The sequence below is a fragment of the Acinetobacter parvus DSM 16617 = CIP 108168 genome, assembly GCF_000368025.1.
Classification (GTDB): Bacteria; Pseudomonadota; Gammaproteobacteria; order Pseudomonadales; family Moraxellaceae; genus Acinetobacter; species Acinetobacter parvus.
The window spans coordinates 52,146-71,548 of the sequence record NZ_KB849210.1; the positions used below are offsets into that span (position 1 = coordinate 52,146).

General features: G+C 42.9%; 21 protein-coding genes and 1 pseudogene. 10 read left to right on the forward strand and 12 right to left on the reverse strand.

Translation table 11 applies throughout. The annotated features are described in order from the left end of the window. The first annotated feature begins 38 nt into the window (after positions 1 to 38). Together F988_RS00935 and truA are read left to right on the forward strand one after the other, a co-directional pair. Positions 39 to 1,010, forward strand: a complete 972-nt coding sequence (locus F988_RS00935) for an asparaginase domain-containing protein (RefSeq protein WP_004680567.1) — start codon at positions 39 to 41, stop codon at positions 1,008 to 1,010. 9 nt (positions 1,011 to 1,019) lie between these two features. Then, complete coding sequence (gene truA / locus F988_RS00940) at positions 1,020 to 1,817, forward strand: tRNA pseudouridine(38-40) synthase TruA (protein WP_004680568.1); 798 nt, start codon at positions 1,020 to 1,022, stop codon at positions 1,815 to 1,817. A gap of 44 nt (positions 1,818 to 1,861) precedes the next feature. Here the strand turns inward: truA and F988_RS00945 are convergent, their stop codons facing one another. Continuing rightward, a complete protein-coding gene (locus F988_RS00945) occupies positions 1,862 to 2,869 on the reverse strand; it encodes an AraC family transcriptional regulator (protein WP_004680569.1) in 1,008 nt (335 codons plus the stop codon). A 229-nt stretch (positions 2,870 to 3,098) separates the two neighbouring features. Here F988_RS00945 and infA point away from each other — a divergent pair, with 229 nt between their 5' ends. Next, positions 3,099 to 3,320 carry a translation initiation factor IF-1 gene (gene infA, locus F988_RS00950; protein ID WP_001284370.1) on the forward strand — a complete coding sequence of 74 codons (222 nt, stop codon included), beginning with the start codon at positions 3,099 to 3,101 and terminating at the stop codon, positions 3,318 to 3,320. Between the two features lie 62 nt (positions 3,321 to 3,382). On the opposite strand, the gene F988_RS00955 is transcribed toward infA, so the two are convergent. Next, positions 3,383 to 3,754, reverse strand: a complete 372-nt coding sequence (locus F988_RS00955; RefSeq protein WP_004680570.1) for a lysozyme inhibitor LprI family protein — start codon at positions 3,752 to 3,754, stop codon at positions 3,383 to 3,385. 182 nt (positions 3,755 to 3,936) lie between these two features. Here F988_RS00955 and F988_RS15640 point away from each other — a divergent pair, with 182 nt between their 5' ends. Beyond that, positions 3,937 to 4,305 (forward strand): hypothetical protein, encoded by a 369-nt coding sequence (locus F988_RS15640; RefSeq protein ID WP_081399026.1) that lies wholly within the window; start codon positions 3,937 to 3,939, stop codon positions 4,303 to 4,305. 64 nt (positions 4,306 to 4,369) lie between these two features. Here F988_RS15640 and leuB read toward each other — a convergent pair whose 3' ends face one another. From leuB to leuC, 4 genes are all read right to left on the reverse strand, one after another. Further along, complete coding sequence (gene leuB, locus F988_RS00960; protein ID WP_004680571.1) at positions 4,370 to 5,449, reverse strand: 3-isopropylmalate dehydrogenase; 1,080 nt, start codon at positions 5,447 to 5,449, stop codon at positions 4,370 to 4,372. Positions 5,450 to 5,494: 45 nt separating this feature from the next. Next, positions 5,495 to 6,070: a hypothetical protein gene (locus tag F988_RS00965; protein WP_004680572.1), complete on the reverse strand. Its 576-nt coding sequence runs from the start codon at positions 6,068 to 6,070 to the stop codon at positions 5,495 to 5,497. Between the two features lie 138 nt (positions 6,071 to 6,208). Next, the gene (gene leuD, locus F988_RS00970) at positions 6,209 to 6,859 is read right to left on the reverse strand and encodes a 3-isopropylmalate dehydratase small subunit (RefSeq protein WP_004680574.1); all 651 of its coding nucleotides are present in this window, start codon (positions 6,857 to 6,859) and stop codon (positions 6,209 to 6,211) included. A 12-nt stretch (positions 6,860 to 6,871) separates the two neighbouring features. Then, positions 6,872 to 8,290, reverse strand: coding sequence for a 3-isopropylmalate dehydratase large subunit (leuC, locus tag F988_RS00975; RefSeq protein WP_004659116.1), 1,419 nt, complete (start codon positions 8,288 to 8,290; stop codon positions 6,872 to 6,874). 270 nt (positions 8,291 to 8,560) lie between these two features. Here leuC and F988_RS00980 point away from each other — a divergent pair, with 270 nt between their 5' ends. Next, on the forward strand, positions 8,561 to 8,767 hold the full coding sequence (locus F988_RS00980; protein ID WP_004674543.1) for a DUF2061 domain-containing protein: 207 nt from the start codon (positions 8,561 to 8,563) through the stop codon (positions 8,765 to 8,767). Positions 8,768 to 8,821: 54 nt separating this feature from the next. Then, on the forward strand, positions 8,822 to 9,685 hold the full coding sequence (locus tag F988_RS00985) for a LysR family transcriptional regulator (RefSeq protein ID WP_004680577.1): 864 nt from the start codon (positions 8,822 to 8,824) through the stop codon (positions 9,683 to 9,685). A 16-nt stretch (positions 9,686 to 9,701) separates the two neighbouring features. Here F988_RS00985 and F988_RS00990 read toward each other — a convergent pair whose 3' ends face one another. The 5 genes from F988_RS00990 to F988_RS01010 form a co-directional block, all read right to left on the reverse strand. Beyond that, positions 9,702 to 10,463, reverse strand: a complete 762-nt coding sequence (locus F988_RS00990; protein WP_004680580.1) for a glycine-rich domain-containing protein — start codon at positions 10,461 to 10,463, stop codon at positions 9,702 to 9,704. 74 nt (positions 10,464 to 10,537) lie between these two features. Next, the gene (locus F988_RS00995) at positions 10,538 to 11,284 is read right to left on the reverse strand and encodes a sporulation protein (RefSeq protein ID WP_004680582.1); all 747 of its coding nucleotides are present in this window, start codon (positions 11,282 to 11,284) and stop codon (positions 10,538 to 10,540) included. Between the two features lie 55 nt (positions 11,285 to 11,339). Next, the gene (locus tag F988_RS01000) at positions 11,340 to 12,776 is read right to left on the reverse strand and encodes a DUF2252 domain-containing protein (RefSeq protein WP_162130236.1); all 1,437 of its coding nucleotides are present in this window, start codon (positions 12,774 to 12,776) and stop codon (positions 11,340 to 11,342) included. Between the two features lie 59 nt (positions 12,777 to 12,835). Beyond that, positions 12,836 to 13,102, reverse strand: coding sequence for a hypothetical protein (locus F988_RS01005; RefSeq protein ID WP_004680584.1), 267 nt, complete (start codon positions 13,100 to 13,102; stop codon positions 12,836 to 12,838). Positions 13,103 to 13,192: 90 nt separating this feature from the next. Then, positions 13,193 to 13,843 (reverse strand): HAD family hydrolase, encoded by a 651-nt coding sequence (locus F988_RS01010; protein ID WP_004680586.1) that lies wholly within the window; start codon positions 13,841 to 13,843, stop codon positions 13,193 to 13,195. Between the two features lie 182 nt (positions 13,844 to 14,025). On the opposite strand from F988_RS01010, the gene F988_RS01015 reads away from it, so the two are divergent. The 3 genes from F988_RS01015 (at position 14,026) to F988_RS01025 (ending at position 18,667) form a co-directional block, all read left to right on the forward strand. Next, positions 14,026 to 14,502 (forward strand): RNA pyrophosphohydrolase, encoded by a 477-nt coding sequence (locus F988_RS01015; RefSeq protein WP_004680587.1) that lies wholly within the window; start codon positions 14,026 to 14,028, stop codon positions 14,500 to 14,502. A 94-nt stretch (positions 14,503 to 14,596) separates the two neighbouring features. Beyond that, entirely contained in the window at positions 14,597 to 16,891 is a 2,295-nt protein-coding gene (gene ptsP / locus F988_RS01020; protein ID WP_004680589.1) for a phosphoenolpyruvate--protein phosphotransferase, read from the forward strand. 255 nt (positions 16,892 to 17,146) lie between these two features. After that, positions 17,147 to 18,667 (forward strand): catalase, encoded by a 1,521-nt coding sequence (locus F988_RS01025; protein ID WP_004680591.1) that lies wholly within the window; start codon positions 17,147 to 17,149, stop codon positions 18,665 to 18,667. Positions 18,668 to 18,728: 61 nt separating this feature from the next. Here F988_RS01025 and F988_RS01030 read toward each other — a convergent pair whose 3' ends face one another. Beyond that, positions 18,729 to 19,052, reverse strand: a complete 324-nt coding sequence (locus F988_RS01030; protein ID WP_228127211.1) for a GNAT family N-acetyltransferase — start codon at positions 19,050 to 19,052, stop codon at positions 18,729 to 18,731. A gap of 56 nt (positions 19,053 to 19,108) precedes the next feature. On the opposite strand from F988_RS01030, the pseudogene F988_RS01035 reads away from it, so the two are divergent. After that, positions 19,109 to 19,403: pseudogene (locus tag F988_RS01035) on the forward strand (IS4-like element ISAba33 family transposase); the annotation flags it as partial.

Here is a 19,403-nt window from a genome sequence, read left to right on the forward strand (position 1 = left end):
TCTTATAGACTGCTTTTTTTATACCAAAAATTCTGATTATGCAAAAAATCGCTTTGATTTATATGGGTGGTACATTTGGCTGTATTGGCGAACCACTTATGCCAATGCCCGAACAAGCCTTTTTACCTTTGCTGGAAAAGGTTATCCCCCCCCATTTACAGGTTGAATGTTTCGCAGCTCCTAGCATTAAGGACAGCAGTGCATGCACAGCAGTGGACTGGCTGCAACTGATACAACAGATTCAGCAATTACAGCACAACAATTACCAATATTTCGTGATTATTCATGGTACAGACACACTAAGTTATGCTGCGGCAACACTTGCCCGTTTTCTGGGAGATTCATGCCATGCAATCATTACAGGAAGCCAGTATCCGCTACTGAATATTGAGGGAAATGACACACGGGAATTTACCGATGCGCTTGGAAATCTGTATTTGGCACTGGAACAGGTACTAAAGCTCCCTGAGGGTGTATATCTTGCTTTCCACCAACAGGTTTTTCATGCTCAAACCACATTGAAAGTACACACAACCGAACTGGATGCTTTTACAGGAATCCCTGCTACCAAAGAATGCCTGACATCTACCAATCAGTTTATTGTAAAAGATGATCACATTACACAGGCTGCACAACTGTGTGTGCTTAACCTCATGCTACAGCCAATACCGCAACAGCAACTAATCTTACAACTCAAAAACATTCTGGCTGCACCCCCACAGTTTTTGGTGCTGCAAGGTTTTGGAACAGGCAATATCGCTGTCAATGATGAGATTTTGGCCTTGTTTGAAGATCTATATCATCAAAAGTGCCTGAGCATTGTCAGCAGTCAGGTTACTTTTGGCCAACTTGACCAGCGTTATGCGGTCAGCTCATGGATGCAATCTGCCAGGGTTTTAATCAATGATTGTCACAGTCATGCCGATTTATATGCAAAAACATTGCAAATGTATTTAAAATACCCAACCCATGATCAACGCTTTGAACATTGGCATCATCATTCGCACTGAGGTTTAAATATGCAACGTTATGCAATTGGTATTGAATTTTGTGGTACTCAATACCGTGGCTGGCAAACCCAACAGGCAGGCGTTGCAAGTGTTCAGGAAACCATTGAGAAAGTTCTCAGCAAAATTGCCAATGCACCTATCCTACTACATGGTGCTGGACGTACCGATGCAGGCGTGCACGCCACCAATATGGTTGCCCATTTTGACACTGAGGCAGTCCGCCCTGAACGCGGTTGGCTGATGGGTGCGAACAGCCAGCTTCCAAAGGATATTTCAATTCAGTGGATCAAGTGCATGGATGAAAATTTTCATGCGCGTTTCAAGGCGGTTGCGCGTCGTTATCGCTATGTCGTGTATAACGCCCCTCACCGCCCAGCGTTACTCCATAAACAGGTTACCCATATCTATCATGCGTTAAATGCAGAGAAAATGATTGCGGCAGCGGCCAAGTTTGAGGGCACTCATAATTTTGAGTCATTCCGTGCAGCGGCCTGCCAGTCAAACCAGCCTGTACGCCATGTAAAGCATTGTCGTCTATTTAAACATGGTCGTTATTTAGTTCTTGATATTCAGGCAGACGGTTTCCTACACCATATGGTACGAAATATCATGGGTTGTTTACTGGAGATTGGACAGGGCCTATATGAGATTGAGCATATTGACACCATGTTCGCTGCACAGGACCGTAAAGCTGCTGGTATTACTGCACCGCCTGACGGACTTTACTTTATTCAGGCCTATTACCCTGAAGAATTTGACTTGCCACAGCCACCACTAGGTCCACAGTGGTTAAACCTGCCTGAATAGAAAGCCCTATCGATAAAAGATAAGGCTTAGTCATTCTAAAAAATCTAGCGTTGTTTGCGTTTACGGTATTCCACTGGCGTTTCATTGGTCCAGCGCTTAAAGGCACGGTAGAACGTACTTGGCTCGGAGAACCCTGTTAAATAAACGATTCGCTCCACACTTTCATTGGTGCTCGCCAGCAGCCTCTTCGCCAAACGACAGCGATAATCGGAAAGAATCTGCTGAAAGCTGGTATTGGCTTCACTCAACTGGGTACGCAAACGGCGTGGGGTAATATTCAGTTGTGCCGCAACAGTTTCCAGTGTGGTTTCACCACTTTCCAGTGTCGAACCAATGGCACGGCGTACCTCACCCACTAAATCGTATCGAGCCAGTTCCTGCAACTTCTCAATCGCAAGCTGTTCATGCAGCTGCAGTAATTCAGGTTCAGCTTGCCATAATGGATAATCAAGCACGGCATCATCAAAATAAAGGCGGGTTTCTTTTTGACCCAGACTGACAGGGCAACTATACACCCGAAAATATTCATCATCATCCGCACCTTCATTGAAGTTGAAGTCAATGTAGATTGGCTGAAACTGCCCTTCGGTAATGAATTTAAAGAAACGAAGAATACCTGACATCGCACATTCAGAAAAATGGCGATTGACCAGATTGTCAGACCAGTACTGTTCGCCATTGCTTAAATAACAGCGTCCATCCTGAATCACCAGTTTGGCATCAAAGGCATCACTGATCAAGCGCTGATAGGCCAGAGCACGTTTCAGGCCCTCCCCAAAGGTTTCACTACTGATAAATAGATGCTCAATCACCTGACCACGATAGAGCGGTAAATGCTCACCTAAATGCAATCCAATATCAGGATCATTGCTGACTTCCTGTGCCGCAATCCAGAATGCATTTTGCGCACTTAATGGTGTTCTGGCGTTTGTATCAACCTGATTGAGTGCCACACCTGCCTTTGTTAAAATCTCTTCAGTTGGTAATCCAGCTTTACGAATCGCCTGATACCCAAAGCGCAATACAACTGATGCATCTGTTAACTGACCCACGCAGTGCCCTTCCCTGTAGATACTTTATTATGACAATAACACTAAATTTAGATTAACGTTGATTGACCAAACTGACAACACTATTCTGCTTCTATTGTTAAAAAAATTCGTCGATTGTCTGACAGTTTTTATTAATAAAGATCTAAAAGGTTTACATAAGCTTCACCTTGTAAAATTCAAATAAATTGACTATAATTTGCCCCTTTCCAATTTGATCATCAGGTAGGCTATGGCCAATAAAGAGGAACTCATTGAGTTCGAAGGCGTTGTCACCGAAACGCTTCCTAATACGATGTTCCGTGTACGTCTAGAAAACGGTCACGAAGTTATTGCTCACATTTCTGGTAAAATGCGTAAACACTATATCCGTATTTTGACAGGCGACAGCGTAAAAGTTGAAATGACACCTTATGACTTAACCAAGGGTCGTATCACTTACCGTGCACGCTAAGAATTAGTGAATGCAAAAAAGCCACATCAATATGTGGCTTTTTTAGGTGCATAAACAAGGGTTTATTCACTTAAACGTGTGGTTTTACATCCTACGGTTTGGCACTCACGTAGACGTTCCAGCAACCAGTGATTGCGTTCCTGTGTTGTGGTCAGGCGGCATTGCACATCAACACTGTTCTGCTGTGAATCTGTACAGCTTGCGTCGCGATGACGTATCCATGCGAGCTGTGCCTTTTTCAGAATCTTTTGTTGTGTCTCATTGAGCTGCTGGCGTAACTGCTGATAATTCTTGTTTAAGTCAGCATCGGCACTCGCATAAATTTTATTGGTACAGTAAATATCATCATACGTATTGCGTGCCTTATCACAATTATCTGCATGACTGAATGTTGCTAAAGCGCCACACATCAGCCCAAATATAAATTTGTGCATCAAGTTTTCTCAATCGCTTATTTGCGATCTATCTATGCACATTTGAACTCAATTGAATATTGCCTAAAATAGACTAGTTTGTATATTTTTGTCAGTTCATACAAATGAACTTGCCACCAACATAATTTAAGAATTGAATAAAAATAGATCAAAATGGAAAAATTAAGTATTTATAATTTCTAATCATATTATCTTTACAAGCATGTACCACTGCATACCAAAATCGAACCAGCCTACCTAATTATTTACAACTTTTTATTGGGCAATCTGCAATCATAATCCAACAGCAGTTCGATTTAAAACCTCTAGGTTTTCAGACTATCGCCCAGCCAATCAAACAAAGCAGTCAGCTAATTTACACTGTCATTCGCCGAATTCGTATTCCTACTCCAACCGCTCAATCGGCTGGACTTGGTGCTCAAAATATACCAATTCAAAGTGCTGGCAATACAGATAGTAATTATGATCTCAATTTAAAATGTCATATCATTTTTGAGCTAGACCAACAACAAATTGCTCGCTCTATTCGCTATGAAGGCAAGGTGTGTTAGTTCGCCTATTGCATTGAGTTATAAAAAACGCAGCCTAAGCTGCGTTTTAAATTGGCTATAACACTTAGTTTAGTGCTGAAACTACAGCTTCACCCATAGCATCTGTGCCAACTTTTGTCATGCCTTCAGACATAATATCTGCTGTACGCAAACCTTGATCCAATACTTGACCTACAGCATATTCAATTGCTTTTGCTGCATCTTCTTCACGGAAGGTATAACGTAACATCATCGCAACTGAAAGAATAGTTGCCAATGGATTAGCAACATTTTGACCAGCAATATCTGGTGCAGAACCATGACATGGCTCATACATGCCTTTACCATTTTCATCTAAAGATGCAGAAGGCAACATGCCGATCGAACCTGTCAACATTGCTGCTTCGTCAGATAGGATATCACCAAATAAATTACCTGTGACGATCACATCAAACTGCTTTGGTGCACGTACTAACTGCATCGCTGCATTGTCCACATACATATGTGACAACTGGATATCTGGATATTGTGCCTGCTGCAAGTCAGTTACGGTTTGCTTCCACAATTCAGTCACTTCAAGGACATTTGCCTTGTCAACTGAACACACCTTGCCACCACGCAGACCTGCAAGCTCAAACGCCACCTTGGCAATACGCTTGATCTCACTTTCTGAATAAACATCAGTGTTATAGCCTTGCTTTTCACCATTTTCCAGTTCACGAATACCACGTGGCTGACCGAAGTAGATACCACCTGTAAGCTCACGTACAATCAGGATATCCAGACCAGCAACAATTTCTGGCTTCAGACTTGAAGCGCCCGCCAATTGTGGATAAAGGATTGCAGGACGCAGGTTGGCAAACAGGTTCAATTCGCTGCGGATTTTTAACAGGCCACGCTCTGGACGGATTGAACGTTCAATGGTATCCCATTTAGGCCCACCAACCGCGCCCAACAAGATTGCATCGGCTTTTTTCGCCTGCTCACTGGTGACAGCTGGGTAAGGTTCTCCATGTGCATCAATCGCAGCCCCCCCCAACAAACCCTGTTCCCATGTCAAACCCAAATTAAATTTTTCATTGACCTTGTTCAGGACCTTCTCAGCAGCGCCCACAATTTCAGGACCAATCCCATCACCTGCCAAAATTAAAATATGTTTAGACATCTATTTTTCCAGTTTCATATATGCAGCGTTCATACTGCAAGCGGATTAAATCTTTTTCTCAACAAATTCACCCAAACCTGTGCTCACATCATATGGGCGACAGAAGCGGCGAATGGTATGCTGTTCTTGCTGTAAATCCACACATAAGGGTTCAGGTGCAGATACATTTAATAAACTACCCGAACGATATGCACGGTCTCGGTACATTTTAAAGGTATAGCTTTGATTCGGCTTGAACTCGTGAATCACATGGAACATCTCGGCGCGGTCTAGAGAAATTGGATAGAAACGAATCACAACCTCATATTGCTTGGCAGGTATACTCAAATAGACTTGCTGTTTTCGGCTGAAAACCGAACCATGCAATCGTACAATCCCTCGCTCCATCGCCTGTTGGCTAATACGGTGCGATTTAGCATCGATCACGGCAATATCACCGATTCGTTCAAACTCACAATTCTCAACACCTGAACAATATAAAGTTGTGTTGTCCGCTTTGCTTTCTAACGTGTTTTGTACGATACGAACTTGATCAACCACATTGGGTGCATTTTGACATGCAGTCAAAGTCGTAGCAGCGCCTAGACACAGTAAAATACTGTAAGCGAGTCTTCTTTTCATTATTCAAGCCCAGCCCTCATAACATGCACACATGCAAGCAAATATTATTCGCTAGCATGTTAGCAAGAGTTCAATGTCTGCGCTATGACTATATTTAAAATGTCCCCAGACATTCAGGTATCTCCAGTCAACAAAAAACTAGGCCTTTATTTCCTGAAACACCCAGGGACGCGCCTGTTTGGCTTTTTCTTCATAGGCACGAATATCATCTGCCACTTGTAAAGTTAAGCCAATATCATCCAAACCATTTAATAGGCAGTGCTTACGGAATGAATCAATTTCAAATTTAAATGCTTCACCTGTTGGCGTACGTACTTCCTGAGCCTCTAAATCGATGGTCAATTGATAACCCTCAGTTTCAGCACATTCCTTGAATAACTGATCAACAATCTCTTCAGATAAAATCACAGGCAACATGCCATTCTTGAAGCAGTTGTTAAAGAAAATATCTGCAAAGCTTGGCGCGATCACGGTACGGAAACCATACTCATTCAATGCCCAAGGTGCGTGCTCACGGCTTGAACCACAACCAAAGTTCGTGCGTGCCAATAAAATCGTTGAACCTTGATAACGCGGTTTATTCAACACAAATTCAGGGTTAATCGGACGTTTGCTAATGTCCTGCCCTAAATAACCTTCATCCAGATAACGCAATTCATCAAATAAGTTATCGCCAAAACCTGTACGCTTAATTGACTTTAAAAACTGCTTTGGAATGATTAAGTCGGTATCAACATTTGCACGATCTAAAGGTGCAACAATACCTTGTTCTACAGTGTATTTTTTCATGATTTTGCTCCTTTAGAATGAACGTACATCAACAAAATGACCAGCAATTGCAGCCGCTGCAGCCATTGCAGGGCTCACCAAATGTGTACGACCACCGTTACCCTGACGACCTTCAAAATTACGATTCGAAGTAGATGCACAATGTTCACCTGGTTGTAATTTATCAGCGTTCATTGCTAAGCACATTGAACAACCTGGCTCACGCCATTCAAAACCAGCGTCTAAGAAAATTTGATCCAAGCCTTCTTGTTCTGCTTGTTGCTTCACCAAACCTGAACCTGGAACGATCATCGCCTGTTTAATACTAGATGCAACTTTACGCCCTTTCACGACATCTGCCGCAGCACGAATATCTTCAATACGAGAATTGGTACATGAACCAATAAAGACACGATCCAATTGAATATCAGACAATGCTTGACCAGCAGTTAAACCCATATATTGATAAGCACGAGTCCAGTCATTACGTTGAACATCATCTTTTGCTTGTTCTAAAGTCGGTACTGCTTGCGAAACAGGGATCACCATTTCTGGAGATGTTCCCCAAGAAACCTGTGGCTCAATCTCAGCACCATTCAATACGACTACCGCATCAAATACAGCATCTTCGTCTGAGTGTAAGGTATTCCAATATTCTACCGCTTGATCCCACTGCTCACCTTTAGGCGCATAGTTACGATCTTTCACATAAGCGATGGTTTTGTCATCAACAGCGACCATACCTACGCGCGCACCCGCTTCGATTGCCATATTACATACGGTCATACGTCCTTCGATCGACATATCACGGAACACTTGACCACCAAATTCAATGGCATAGCCTGTACCACCAGCCGTTCCAATTTTGCCGATAATCGCTAAAACAACATCTTTAGACGTCACGCCTTTGCCTAATACACCATCAACACGAACAAGCATGTTTTTCGATTTTTTCTGTACTAAACATTGAGTTGCTAACACATGCTCAACTTCAGAAGTTCCAATTCCATGTGCCAAACAGCCAAAAGCACCATGTGTTGCAGTATGTGAATCACCACACACCACCGTCATGCCAGGCAATGTCAAGCCTTGCTCTGGTCCTACCACATGAGCGATACCCTGACGGATATCATTGATACCAAATTCAACGATATTAAAGGTCTTACAGTTATCATCTAAAGTTTGAACCTGAATACGAGACGTATCATCCTCAATCCCAGCAATACCTTGCTCACGCTCTTTTTTAGAAGTCGGAACGTTATGATCAGGTGTTGCGACATTGGCACTTAAACGCCATGGCTGACGATCAGCAAGTTGTAAGCCTTCAAATGCTTGAGGGCTAGTCACTTCATGTAATAAATGACGATCAATATAAATCAAGCTTGAACCATCATCACGCTGCTTAACTAAATGGTCATCCCATAATTTGTCATATAATGTCTTGCCTGCCATGTCGTCGCTCTCCAACGTGCTTGTCATAGGACTGGGTAACTAAATCTTAGATTTATTATAGCAATGCTTTCACATAAATCTAATTTATCATTTTTATTAGTTATTAAACTTTTTGGAATATATAATTCATTTGTGCATCAATTTTTTCAATAAAAGAGATAAATCCTTAGCTATCTAAAAGTTCGATCATCAAGAGTAGAAATTTCTTTTTTACTTTTTAAATGATAATCATTATTATTTAATTAAATAGGATTTGAAGTGGTGAGCGATATGGCAAACATTCAGCAATTCGTGATTAACAATCAACGGACTTTAAAAAAAACCTTGAGTTACTACATCATGCATATTAGTGTTGCAATGATAGTTGCCTATATGATTACTGGCAATTTAATCATGGCTGCAACCTTGAGTTTAATTGAACCAACCGTACAAGCTTTTGCCTTTTTCTTCCATGAAAAAGTTTGGAATTATTTTTAATTTTCCGCATCAATATTTGAGCACCTATTTTTAAAGTTATTTGAGTAAGCCTGTATGAATCTTGCTGCATTTGAAGCATTTTTAAAAGTGATGGAAACGGGTTCAATCTCAATTGCAGCAGAACAACTTTTTATTACCCAGCCTGCCGTCACTAAACGTATTCATGGTCTGGAAGAATATTTTGGTGTCAAACTATTTGAATCTGCGGGACGAGGGATTCAGCCGACCCATGCAGCACATTCCCTTTTACCCAAAGTGAGAACCTGGCTGAATGAGCTTGGAGAAATTCACCATACGCTGAGCCATGAACAATCACAGGTACAAGGCCGTTTAAAGATTGGCACCAGTCACCACATTGGCCTACACCACCTTGCTGCACCCCTAAAGCGTTTTGTACAGCAATTTCCGCAAGTGACATTAGATGTGCATTTTGTTGATTCTGAACAGGCGCATGAGCAAGTTCTGGCAGGTGAACTGGAGCTGGCGTTTTTAACCCTGCCTCCTGTTGGCGATGATCGTCTCAACTATGTCACCATCTGGAATGATCCTTTGATTTTTGTCACTGCACCTTTTCACCCATTAGCACAGCAAACAGAACTGAGTCTGGAAAACCTGATTGCCTATCCAAGCCTGCTTCCCGCCTCACATACCTATACCAGCCAGATCACGCTGGCGGAATTTGAAAAGAAAGGGCTAAAACCGAAAATTACCATGAGCAACAATCCGTTAGAATCCATACGGATGTTGGTCTCAATTGGTTTGGGTTGGTCAGTTCTACCCAAGACCTTACTCAATCAGGATTTAAAACAACTTGATCTCAATCTCGATATGCAACGTCAACTGGGTATGGTGTGGCATCCTGCACGAATCCAATCAAAAGCAGCGGAAGAATTAATCAATATGATGCAACTTGGCTAGGTTAGCTAAAGCCAAGTTAGTCACCGCCTCCGCCACAACTGCTACAGCTACTGCCACAACTGGATGAAGATGATGATTGATCTTGCACATATTTTGCAAAATCTTTAGTCATTTGCGCCAGTTCAAACGATTGTCCATTTTCCCAACCCAACACCTGATCAACCGCAAATAGTCGTGGCAATTGCATCGTATTCCTTGGATTATATCCATGTAACATACAGCTATATTTCCAAGCTTCAAATAATTGCTTTGCTTGTTCTTCTGGTCTCGTTGTTCCGTCATAAGGGCTATGATTCAACATTCGACCTATGGTTTGCTCACATAATTGCTGATACTGGATCGGATATTGCAACATCACATGCCATAAAGCATCGACTGCATGTGAAGGCATGGCATAGGCTTGTTTTTGCATCACGTGTAATGCCAAATAATCCTTAAATCCAAGTTCAATCAGCCGACGTTGTTTTAAGCTCAGTTCGGGATATTGTTGTTTTAATTTATTCCAAAATATTGGATCAATGTTGAGTTGCTCAATCTTCTCTAATTTATTCCTTCGAGTCTTGGCGATCAAAACATGGTTTAAAATAATAATTGTCCATATTAATGGGAGTAAAACCCAAGCGGTAAAGATCTGCTGTTGCCAGCTATACATGAGCAGTAAGACTAAAATCGGCAGGATAATCCAGCGTATTTTTATATGCGGTTGATGGCGTTTTAATTGAATTAATGCATCAAGCTTGTTGGAAGTCTGTGCTTCCTGATTTATTTTTATTTTCATGCTTAAATCTCAAGAAGAAAAGATGACAATAAGATGACAAAAAACCTCCCTTTAGGGAGGAATGGTGTAATCCTTTATCCAATCTGCAATAAACGGCGAAGCTGCTGCGTGATCTGATTCACGTCCAAATTATGGTTTGATATGGTCATCGTCAGCAACTGATCTGAGCGAAAGGTACGATCAATTTCCAGCATGATATGCGTTTGCTGCGCTTCAGCAACAAAGGATACCTCCACCTCATTAAAACCACTAAACATCTGTGAAGATACAAACTCTAGCTCCTGATAGCAGCCAATCGTTGATCTAAAATTTCTTGCGGTCAGTTGCCCTTTTTCAACATCCACAGTCGACAGAACAAATCCACATTGTTGCATCGCCTGTAAAAAAGCCTGCATCGCTGGTGTTGGGGTCACTTTTAAATAGTCACGATCGGTTGAATCCAGTCCCCAGTCAACATCCATGTGTGTTTCAATCCATACACGAGCGCCATTACGTCGGCAGGAAACTTCAGTGATAGGGGTTTCATGAGGGATTTCCATGGTAAATGGAATATGATGTGACTCATTTGCAGCCAGCAAGAATTTCGAGCTAATCAACCACTGATCCAGCACCAAAGCCTGATTAAATTCATGATCGCCAGACTCAACCTCTGCAATGGTCATCAATTTTAGATATAAGCCATTAATTTCCTTATTCGTTGACCCACCAGTAAAATTAATTTCACCGCGTAGTGTCTCACCAGCCTGTAACGTAGGATTATATAAACGTGTTTCGACGTTTACCCCTTGCATATTTAAACCAGACATCATTTTTTTAAACATTTTTTTCACAAACCTTTTAAATTATTTCAATTCATCTGTAGCAATATACCGATGATTAAAGTGCCTCATCTCCAGCAATCTGAATCCTACCATCGGCAATCTCATTCATAAAATGCTGATAGTCATTTAAATTCCGTTCCATAGACTGTGTGGCATATTCCTGTAAAACCTCCACCATGGTATTCCCCTCGCCCAGATAACCCATCAAAACATCGGCATTCCCCGCCTTGGCATGGGCATGGGCTAAAGCCAGACCACAGCTTTCCGCATATTCATGAAAATACTCATCGTCCATATCGGTTAAGTCGACTGAAATCTTCATATCACGCAGTTGGCGGACATGGAAATGCTGCCCCAAGGTGGAATAGCCAAGAAAAATATCGCTTGCAGCTTGCATCAACTGCTGGCCATACACCACACGCTCGCCTTCATGCTTCACTTTTTCAGAGAATAATGGACTTAAAATAGAGGGGTTGGCTTCTTTCATCTGTAAAATCAACGGCTCACGATCGGCATCCTGAAACAGTGCAATGGCTGAACGTGTGCCCACGCTCCCCACGCCCACCACTTTGAATGCCACATCGGTACGTTGATAACGGTCAAATAGGACCTGCCGATCATGTTTCAATGAATCACGATACTGTCTAAAAAATTCATCCACATTCTTGCTGAACGGTTCATTTGGCTTTGGATGCCAAAGCAAAGGTTCATCATCAATAAAATGTCTAAAACCTGTTTCTTTGTCCTGTTGGGTCAGTTTAGGCAAAACCGAGTGGGCATTTTTTTTCTGGGCGGAGTCCAAATGTCTGGCCCGTTTTTTTCTGAGTTTTCGACATTCCGTATTTTCCAGCAATGTACTGGCATCAACTTTCTCATACCATACCTGTAATGGTGATAACTCCATATTTTCAAGTAAATGTTGGCGGTAACTATTCAACATGGTTTTAATGGCTTTTAAGCCTACACGGTTGCCCAACCCAACATCTTGTGCAGCAATCACAAAGCTGGTTGCCAAACGTTTCAAATCCCATTCAAATGGCGCAACCAAGGTCTCATCAAAATCATTGATTCCAAAAAGAAGATTACGTTCAGGACTGGCAAAACCACCAAAATTACTTAAATGACAGTCGCCACAAATCTGTTGGAACAAACCCGAATGATGCTGCTCCCATGCCTGATCAAACAGCATCTGGGAAGGCATACCACGATAAAAGGTAAATGGAGACACACTCATCCTTTTGGCACGAATGGGCTTAAGCTTTTCTAAACGTCCCTGATTGCTCCAATCATAAATGCTTAATGCAGATATACCCTGTGGTCGCGCTGACAACTGTGACAGATGTTCCCTTGGAATCTTTTTACGCTGAGCCTTGCCCAATTTGAAACCATCACGTTTACTCAGCAACTGACCTTGATAACTGTGTCGGGTTAAATCAACACTTTGCTCTTTCCACAACTTCTCTGGCAATTCAATTTGTTGTTTTTTCATTATTTACCCCTATCAAAAACATTTTTATATCAAAAAAAACCTTTCCTAAAAACAAAATATTTTCACTTCTCATTCTGCTGAGCTTTTTGATAGTTTAGCCTTTGCTTTTTCACATATTTTTTCGCTATAAAATAAACTAACATCGCAAAAGGTAAAATCAAAAATAGTGCACCTACGCCAAAAGCAACATAGGCAAAATAAACATTCCCAATTAAAAAACAGATTCCTAATAATGTAAGTTGTACGATCAATTCCCCACAACCTTCGGCGACATAATCTAGCCAGGTTGGTTTTTTAGTTTGTTCAGTTTCATCACGATACTCTTGCATTTTTTATATCCAATTAGTGATCTTCTTATTATTCAACATGTTAAACATATTAAAACTGTAATATGTTTAACATTTTTCTATATTTTTTGATTAAATCGACCAGTCCTGAATTTCCCAGCCCTGTTCGCGTGCCAGCTTCTCCAAACGATCATCAGGATTGACTGCAATGGCATGGGTGGCATATTCAAGTAGGAAACGGTCATTAATCGAGTCTGAATAGGCCCACGATTCTTCAACCATCCGACCATCTAGCCATTGGTCCAGACGTGCCAGCTTGCCTTTCTGGTAGCATGGCAAACCTGTGACCTTACCCGTATATTTACCCTCAAGCACCTCGGCATTGGTGGCAATAATTTCAGTAATGCCAAACTCACGGAAAATTGGTGCGGTAATAAAATCACTGGTTGCGGTAATCCCAACGATGGCATGTCCCATATCCTGATGCTTCCTGATGGCCTCAAAACCTTTGGGACGCATTTGTGGACGAATCACCTTTTGCATAAACAACTGATGCAGTTCAGTTAAATAAGCATTGTCATGTTTGGTGAGAAATTCAAATACAAATTCATTATAGGCAATTGGGTCGAGTTGTCCCGCCTTGTAGTCTTCATAAAACTTGTCATTCATTTGGCGATGATGGACAGGATCAACCAGGGCTTCATTGACCAAAAACTCACCCCATGAGTGGTCAGAATCGGTATTTAACAGGGTGTGATCTAAATCAAACAAAGCCAATTTCATATAAATACTCATTTAAATGCAAATTAAAGAAAAAAAACGTAAATCTATTTCCGTAAGTCACTAAAAATTCGTTAAGATCATAGCAATTTAAACATTTTACTTTGACCTTTTTCGAGTTGGACGTGAAGAGTGACTGTCCCCGAGATCAAAGTCAACGATATAGAGAAAATTTAGGTAGCCAAATGATCGACTCAGAAGGTTTCCGACCCAACGTCGGGATCATTTTGGCAAACGATGACGGACAAGTTTTATGGGCAAAACGCATTGGTCACAATGCTTGGCAATTTCCACAAGGAGGGATCCAGTTTGGAGAAACCCCTGAACAGGCACTTTACCGTGAACTGAGAGAAGAAGTCGGTTTATTGCCCGAACACGTCCAGATTATAGCGCAAACTAAGGGTTGGCTGCGTTATCGTTTGCCACATCGGTACATTCGGTCAGATTCAGATCCCGTATGTATTGGACAAAAGCAAAAGTGGTTTTTACTGAAATTAACGGCATCGCCGCATCATATTCAGTTAAATCTATCAGACCCACCCGAGTTCGATGAATGGCAATGGGTGAGTTACTGGTATCCATTGGGTCAGGTGGTAAACTTCAAAAGAGATGTTTACCGCAGAGCCATGATGGAGTTGTGTTTACAGTTACCTCAGCGTTAATTGTCGCAAAATCATGACTTTAAACAATGATTTTTAACGATATAGCTGTTATAAATAGGCATATAACGATTCAATAAACAGGAGCAGACACCTCATGTCAAACATGCAACTCGACACCCTTAGACGCATTGTGCAAGAAATCAATGCGTCCGTCAGTTTGCATGACTCTTTGGACATTATGGTCAATCATGTGGCTGAAGCGATGCACGTGGATGTATGCTCTATATATCTCTTAGATGAGCGTAATCGTCGTTATGTGTTGATGGCCTCAAAAGGTTTAAACCCTGAATCCGTTGGACAAGTATCTTTAAGTGTCGGTACAGGTTTGGTCGGTTTAGTCGGTCAACGCGAAGAAATTGTCAACTTAGACAATGCGCCGAAACATGAACGCTTTGCTTATTTACCCGAAACAGGTGAAGAGCTGTTTAACTCATTCCTCGGCGTACCTGTCATGTACCGTCGCAAAGTCATGGGCGTTCTAGTGGTTCAAAACAAGGAATCCCAGGACTTTAGCGAGGCGGCTGAATCGTTCCTTGTCACACTGTGCGCACAGCTTTCTGGTGTCATCGCCCATGCGCATGCAGTCGGAAATATTGATGTTTTCCGAAAACCGAATAGTGGTTCCACCTACAAGACCTTTCAGGGCGTTTCTGGCGCGGGTGGTATCGCATTGGGTCGGGCGATTGTGCTCTACCCGCCCGCCGACCTGACCGCAATTCCAGACCGTGAAGCTGAGGACATTAGTGACGAGCTGGCATTGCTTGATCAGGCCATTGCCTCTGTTCGTAAGGAAATCCAGTCTCTGGATGAAAAAATGCAGGATTCCCTCATGTCAGAGGAACGCGCGTTATTCAGCGTGTTCCTGCGCATGCTGGATGAAAATGCATTACCCAGTGAAATCAAGGACCATATCCGCACAGGTAGCTGGGCTCAGGGTGCAGTGCGCAAAGTCATTGACAAGCATGTGGCACTGTTTGCACAAATGGAGGACGATTACCTGCGCGAACGGGTTTCTGACCTCAAGGATTTGGGACGGCGCATTTTAGCCTGCCTACAGGAGGCGGATTCAAGCCATCGTGAACTCAGCCCTGACAGTATCCTGATTGGTGAAGAGATCAGCACTGCGGCGCTGGTTGAACTGCCTGTCGATAATATTGCAGCGATTGTGACCTCTGAAGGCGCTGCCAATTCACACATGGTAATCGTGGCACGCGCTCTGGGGATTCCAACGGTTGTGGGTGTCACCGAATTGCCAATCAACACCCTTGATGACATTGAGATGATTGTCGATGCCTATCAGGGACGTGTTTTTGTCAATCCACCGCGCCGTCTACGCCAGCGTTATAAGGAAGTCCAGAAAGAAGAAGAACAGATTGCCAAAGATTTGAAGCAATACGAAACCCGTGATGCCATTACTCCTGACGGGGTGGAAATTCCATTGTTCGTCAACACAGGCTTGATGATTGATGTGGTGCGTGGGGTTCAACGGGGGGCCAAGGGCGTCGGTTTATATCGCAGTGAAATTCCGTTTATGTTGCGTGAGCGCTTCCCAGGTGAGGAAGAGCAGCGTGCCATCTATCGTCAACAGCTTAGCCATTTTGCCAACAAGCCTGTGATTATGCGGACGCTGGATATTGGTGCGGATAAGGACCTACCCTACTTTAGCATTGAAGAGGAAAACTCGGCACTAGGCTGGCGTGGCCTGCGCTTTACCCTTGACCATCCAGAAATCTTTTCCGCACAGATTCGCGCCATGCTCAAGGCCAGCATCGGCTTGAATAACCTACATATCCTGCTGCCGATGGTCACCAGTGTCAGTGAGGTGGAGGAAGTCCTGTATTTGCTGGAACGTGACTGGATTGCGGTTCAGGAAGAAGAACAGGTGAAGATCACCAAACCTAAAATCGGCATCATGGTTGAGGTTCCAAGTGTCCTGTTCCAGATTGATGAATTTGCAGAGTTGGTAGACTTTTTCTCTGTAGGTTCCAACGACCTGACCCAATACCTGCTTGCGGTTGACCGTAACAACCCGCATGTTGCCAATGTCTATTCACATTTTCATCCGTCTGTGCTGCGGGCTTTGCAAAACCTTGTTCAAGCCTGCCATCAGCACCAGAAGCCGATTAGTGTATGCGGAGAAATGGCGGGCGACCCCCTGACCGCCATCCTGCTCATGGCGATGGGGTTCAATACACTTTCCATGAGTTCAAGCAACATCTTGCGGGTACGTAAAGCCATTTGCCATGTGCCGATGAGCGATGCCAAAAAGCTATTGGACGATGTGTTAAAAATGAACAATCCTTTGCTGATTAAAAGCTGGCTGGAGCATTATTTTAGAACCCATGGCTTAGCCGATATGGTCAAGTCTAATCGCTTGCTCAGTGCATAAAGTAAAAAAGCATCCTGTTTAGGGTGCTTTTTTTAACAGTATCTATAAGCAAAAAAACGTAAATCCTGTTTAAGATGGTATGCTGTGTCCATCGAATAAAGCACTTGTTGTATGCGCTTTTATCCATTGGAAAAAAAGCCACCAGCAGCCTATTGTTAAACTATAAACATCCAACACATTTCATGATGCAATTTACAACAACTCAATAATTCGGATGACTCAACTCAACAGTCATCCTGTAAATGGAGAATAACCATGAGCCAAGACGATAAAAAATGTCCTTTTAGCCACTTAACCACAGACTTTGGCGCACCTGTAGTGGATAACCAGAATAGTATGACAGCAGGTGCGAGAGGACCATTATTAGCCCAAGACTTATGGCTGAATGAGAAACTGGCCAACTTTGTCCGTGAGGTGATTCCTGAACGCCGTATGCATGCCAAGGGTTCAGGTGCATTTGGTACGTTTACCGTCACCCATGACATTACCCAATACACCCGCGCCAAGATTTTTAGTGAAATCGGCAAGAAAACCGAGATGTTCGCCCGCTTTACCACCGTTGCAGGTGAACGCGGTGCGGCCGATGCAGAACGGGACATTCGCGGTTTTGCGTTAAAATTCTATACAGAGGAAGGCAACTGGGATATGGTGGGCAACAACACCCCTGTATTCTTCCTACGTGATCCACGTAAATTCCCTGACCTGAACAAAGCGGTCAAACGTGACCCGAAAACCAATTTGCGCAGTGCAACCAACAACTGGGATTTCTGGACACTGCTTCCAGAGGCACTGCATCAAGTCACCATCGTGATGTCAGACCGTGGTATTCCTGCCAGCTACCGTCATATGCATGGTTTCAGTAGTCACACCTATAGTTTCATCAATGCGGCCAATGAACGTTTCTGGGTGAAATTCCACTTTAGAACCCAGCAGGGCATTAAAAACCTGACCGATGCTGAAGCCGAAAGCATCGTAGGGAAAGACCGTGAAAGCCATCAACGTGACTTATTTGATGCGATTGAAAATGGTGATTATCCAAAATGGACACTTTTTGTTCAGGTTATGCCAGAACAGGATGCAGAGAAAGTACCATACCATCCATTCGACCTGACCAAAGTTTGGCCGCATGGTGACTATCCATTGATTGAAGTGGGTGAATTTGAACTGAACCGCAACCCTGAAAACTTCTTCCTGGATGTGGAGCAGTCAGCCTTTTCGCCAAGCAATCTAGTACCGGGTATAAGCGTATCGCCAGACCGCATGTTACAAGCACGTTTATTTAACTATGCCGATGCGCAGCGTTACCGCTTGGGTGCCAACTATCAACAAATACCAGTCAATGCGGCACGCTGCCCTGTACATAGCAATCACCGTGATGGTCAGGGCCGTATTGATGCCAACTATGGCGGTTTACCACACTATGAGCCAAACAGCTTTAATCAGTGGCAGGAACAACCCCAATATCGGGAACCCCCATTAAAAATCAATGGTGATGCGGATTTCTGGGATTATCGTGAAGATGACCATGACTATTTCAGCCAGCCTCGTGCGCTGTTTGAACTGATGACACCTGAACAACAGCAGGTCTTGTTTGACAACACTGCCCGTGCAATGGGCGATGCGCTGGACTTCATCAAATATCGCCATATTCGTAACTGCCATGCCTGCCACCCTGCCTATGGTGAAGGGGTTGCAAAAGCACTTGGCATGACCGTTGCTGAGGCACAGGCTGCCCGTGAAACGGATCCAGCCCGTCATTTACCAAGCTTTCTTTAATTCCTGAGAACCTTTTAAAAAGCCATCTTCGGATGGCTTTTTTTACCCAAACAATTTAAAGCTACAAACTCAAATGCAAAATTGGGAAAGGTTTGCCCAATCCGTCCAGTGGGGAACGAGAAATGACTTTAAAGCCTAAACATTCATAGAAACCAACTGCCTGTGGATTTTGTTCATTGACATCTACGTTAGTCGCACCAAGCTGTTCAACTGCATAAAATAACAACTGCTTGCCAATGCCTTGACCTCGTGCTGCATTTCGAATAAACAACATCTCAATCTTTTTCTCTGCCACACCAACAAAGCCCAAAATCGTACCTGTATCACTTTTCATACACTTTAAAGTGACTGCTGGAAAAGCCTGTTCCATCTCTGTACACGACAAAAATAGATAACTCATTGAAATAATGTCACAATAATTGTTTTCTAACGACGAATACTATGACACATCTCAATGAGTTATATCTTATCTTAAACAAATCTCTAAAATGGAACAAGTCACATTTAAAGTGCTTTTCGCTCATCATGCTTGCGATCATTTTAAAGCAAACGTGCAATCTTTCTTCTGCATCTAAAGCCTTGCCCATCAAGTGCTTACCACAATCATTTTATCGGCGTATGCAGCGCTTCTTTGCAGGTCAGTATTTTGATTATCGTCAAATTTCTCAGTTGATTTTCAATATGTTTTCATTCGACCAAGTGCAACTGACTTTAGATAGAACCAATTGGAAATGGG

Excerpts from the sequence above, each read along its gene's own strand:
- leuC (WP_004659116.1), bottom strand. The coding sequence starts at position 8,290 with ATGGCAGGCAAGACATTATATGACAAATTATGGGATGACCATTTAGTT.
- F988_RS00995 (WP_004680582.1), bottom strand. The coding sequence starts at position 11,284 with ATGTTTAAAAAAATGATGTCTGGTTTAAATATGCAAGGGGTAAACGTC.
- F988_RS01010 (WP_004680586.1), bottom strand. The coding sequence starts at position 13,843 with ATGAAATTGGCTTTGTTTGATTTAGATCACACCCTGTTAAATACCGAT.
- F988_RS01015 (WP_004680587.1), top strand. The coding sequence starts at position 14,026 with ATGATCGACTCAGAAGGTTTCCGACCCAACGTCGGGATCATTTTGGCA.
- F988_RS00980 (WP_004674543.1), top strand. The coding sequence starts at position 8,561 with ATGGCAAACATTCAGCAATTCGTGATTAACAATCAACGGACTTTAAAA.
- F988_RS00965 (WP_004680572.1), bottom strand. The coding sequence starts at position 6,070 with ATGAAAAGAAGACTCGCTTACAGTATTTTACTGTGTCTAGGCGCTGCT.
- ptsP (WP_004680589.1), top strand. The coding sequence starts at position 14,597 with ATGTCAAACATGCAACTCGACACCCTTAGACGCATTGTGCAAGAAATC.
- leuD (WP_004680574.1), bottom strand. The coding sequence starts at position 6,859 with ATGAAAAAATACACTGTAGAACAAGGTATTGTTGCACCTTTAGATCGT.
- F988_RS00985 (WP_004680577.1), top strand. The coding sequence starts at position 8,822 with ATGAATCTTGCTGCATTTGAAGCATTTTTAAAAGTGATGGAAACGGGT.
- F988_RS01025 (WP_004680591.1), top strand. The coding sequence starts at position 17,147 with ATGAGCCAAGACGATAAAAAATGTCCTTTTAGCCACTTAACCACAGAC.
- F988_RS00935 (WP_004680567.1), top strand. The coding sequence starts at position 39 with ATGCAAAAAATCGCTTTGATTTATATGGGTGGTACATTTGGCTGTATT.
- leuB (WP_004680571.1), bottom strand. The coding sequence starts at position 5,449 with ATGTCTAAACATATTTTAATTTTGGCAGGTGATGGGATTGGTCCTGAA.
- F988_RS00955 (WP_004680570.1), bottom strand. The coding sequence starts at position 3,754 with ATGCACAAATTTATATTTGGGCTGATGTGTGGCGCTTTAGCAACATTC.
- F988_RS01005 (WP_004680584.1), bottom strand. The coding sequence starts at position 13,102 with ATGCAAGAGTATCGTGATGAAACTGAACAAACTAAAAAACCAACCTGG.
- F988_RS00990 (WP_004680580.1), bottom strand. The coding sequence starts at position 10,463 with ATGAAAATAAAAATAAATCAGGAAGCACAGACTTCCAACAAGCTTGAT.
- truA (WP_004680568.1), top strand. The coding sequence starts at position 1,020 with ATGCAACGTTATGCAATTGGTATTGAATTTTGTGGTACTCAATACCGT.
- infA (WP_001284370.1), top strand. The coding sequence starts at position 3,099 with ATGGCCAATAAAGAGGAACTCATTGAGTTCGAAGGCGTTGTCACCGAA.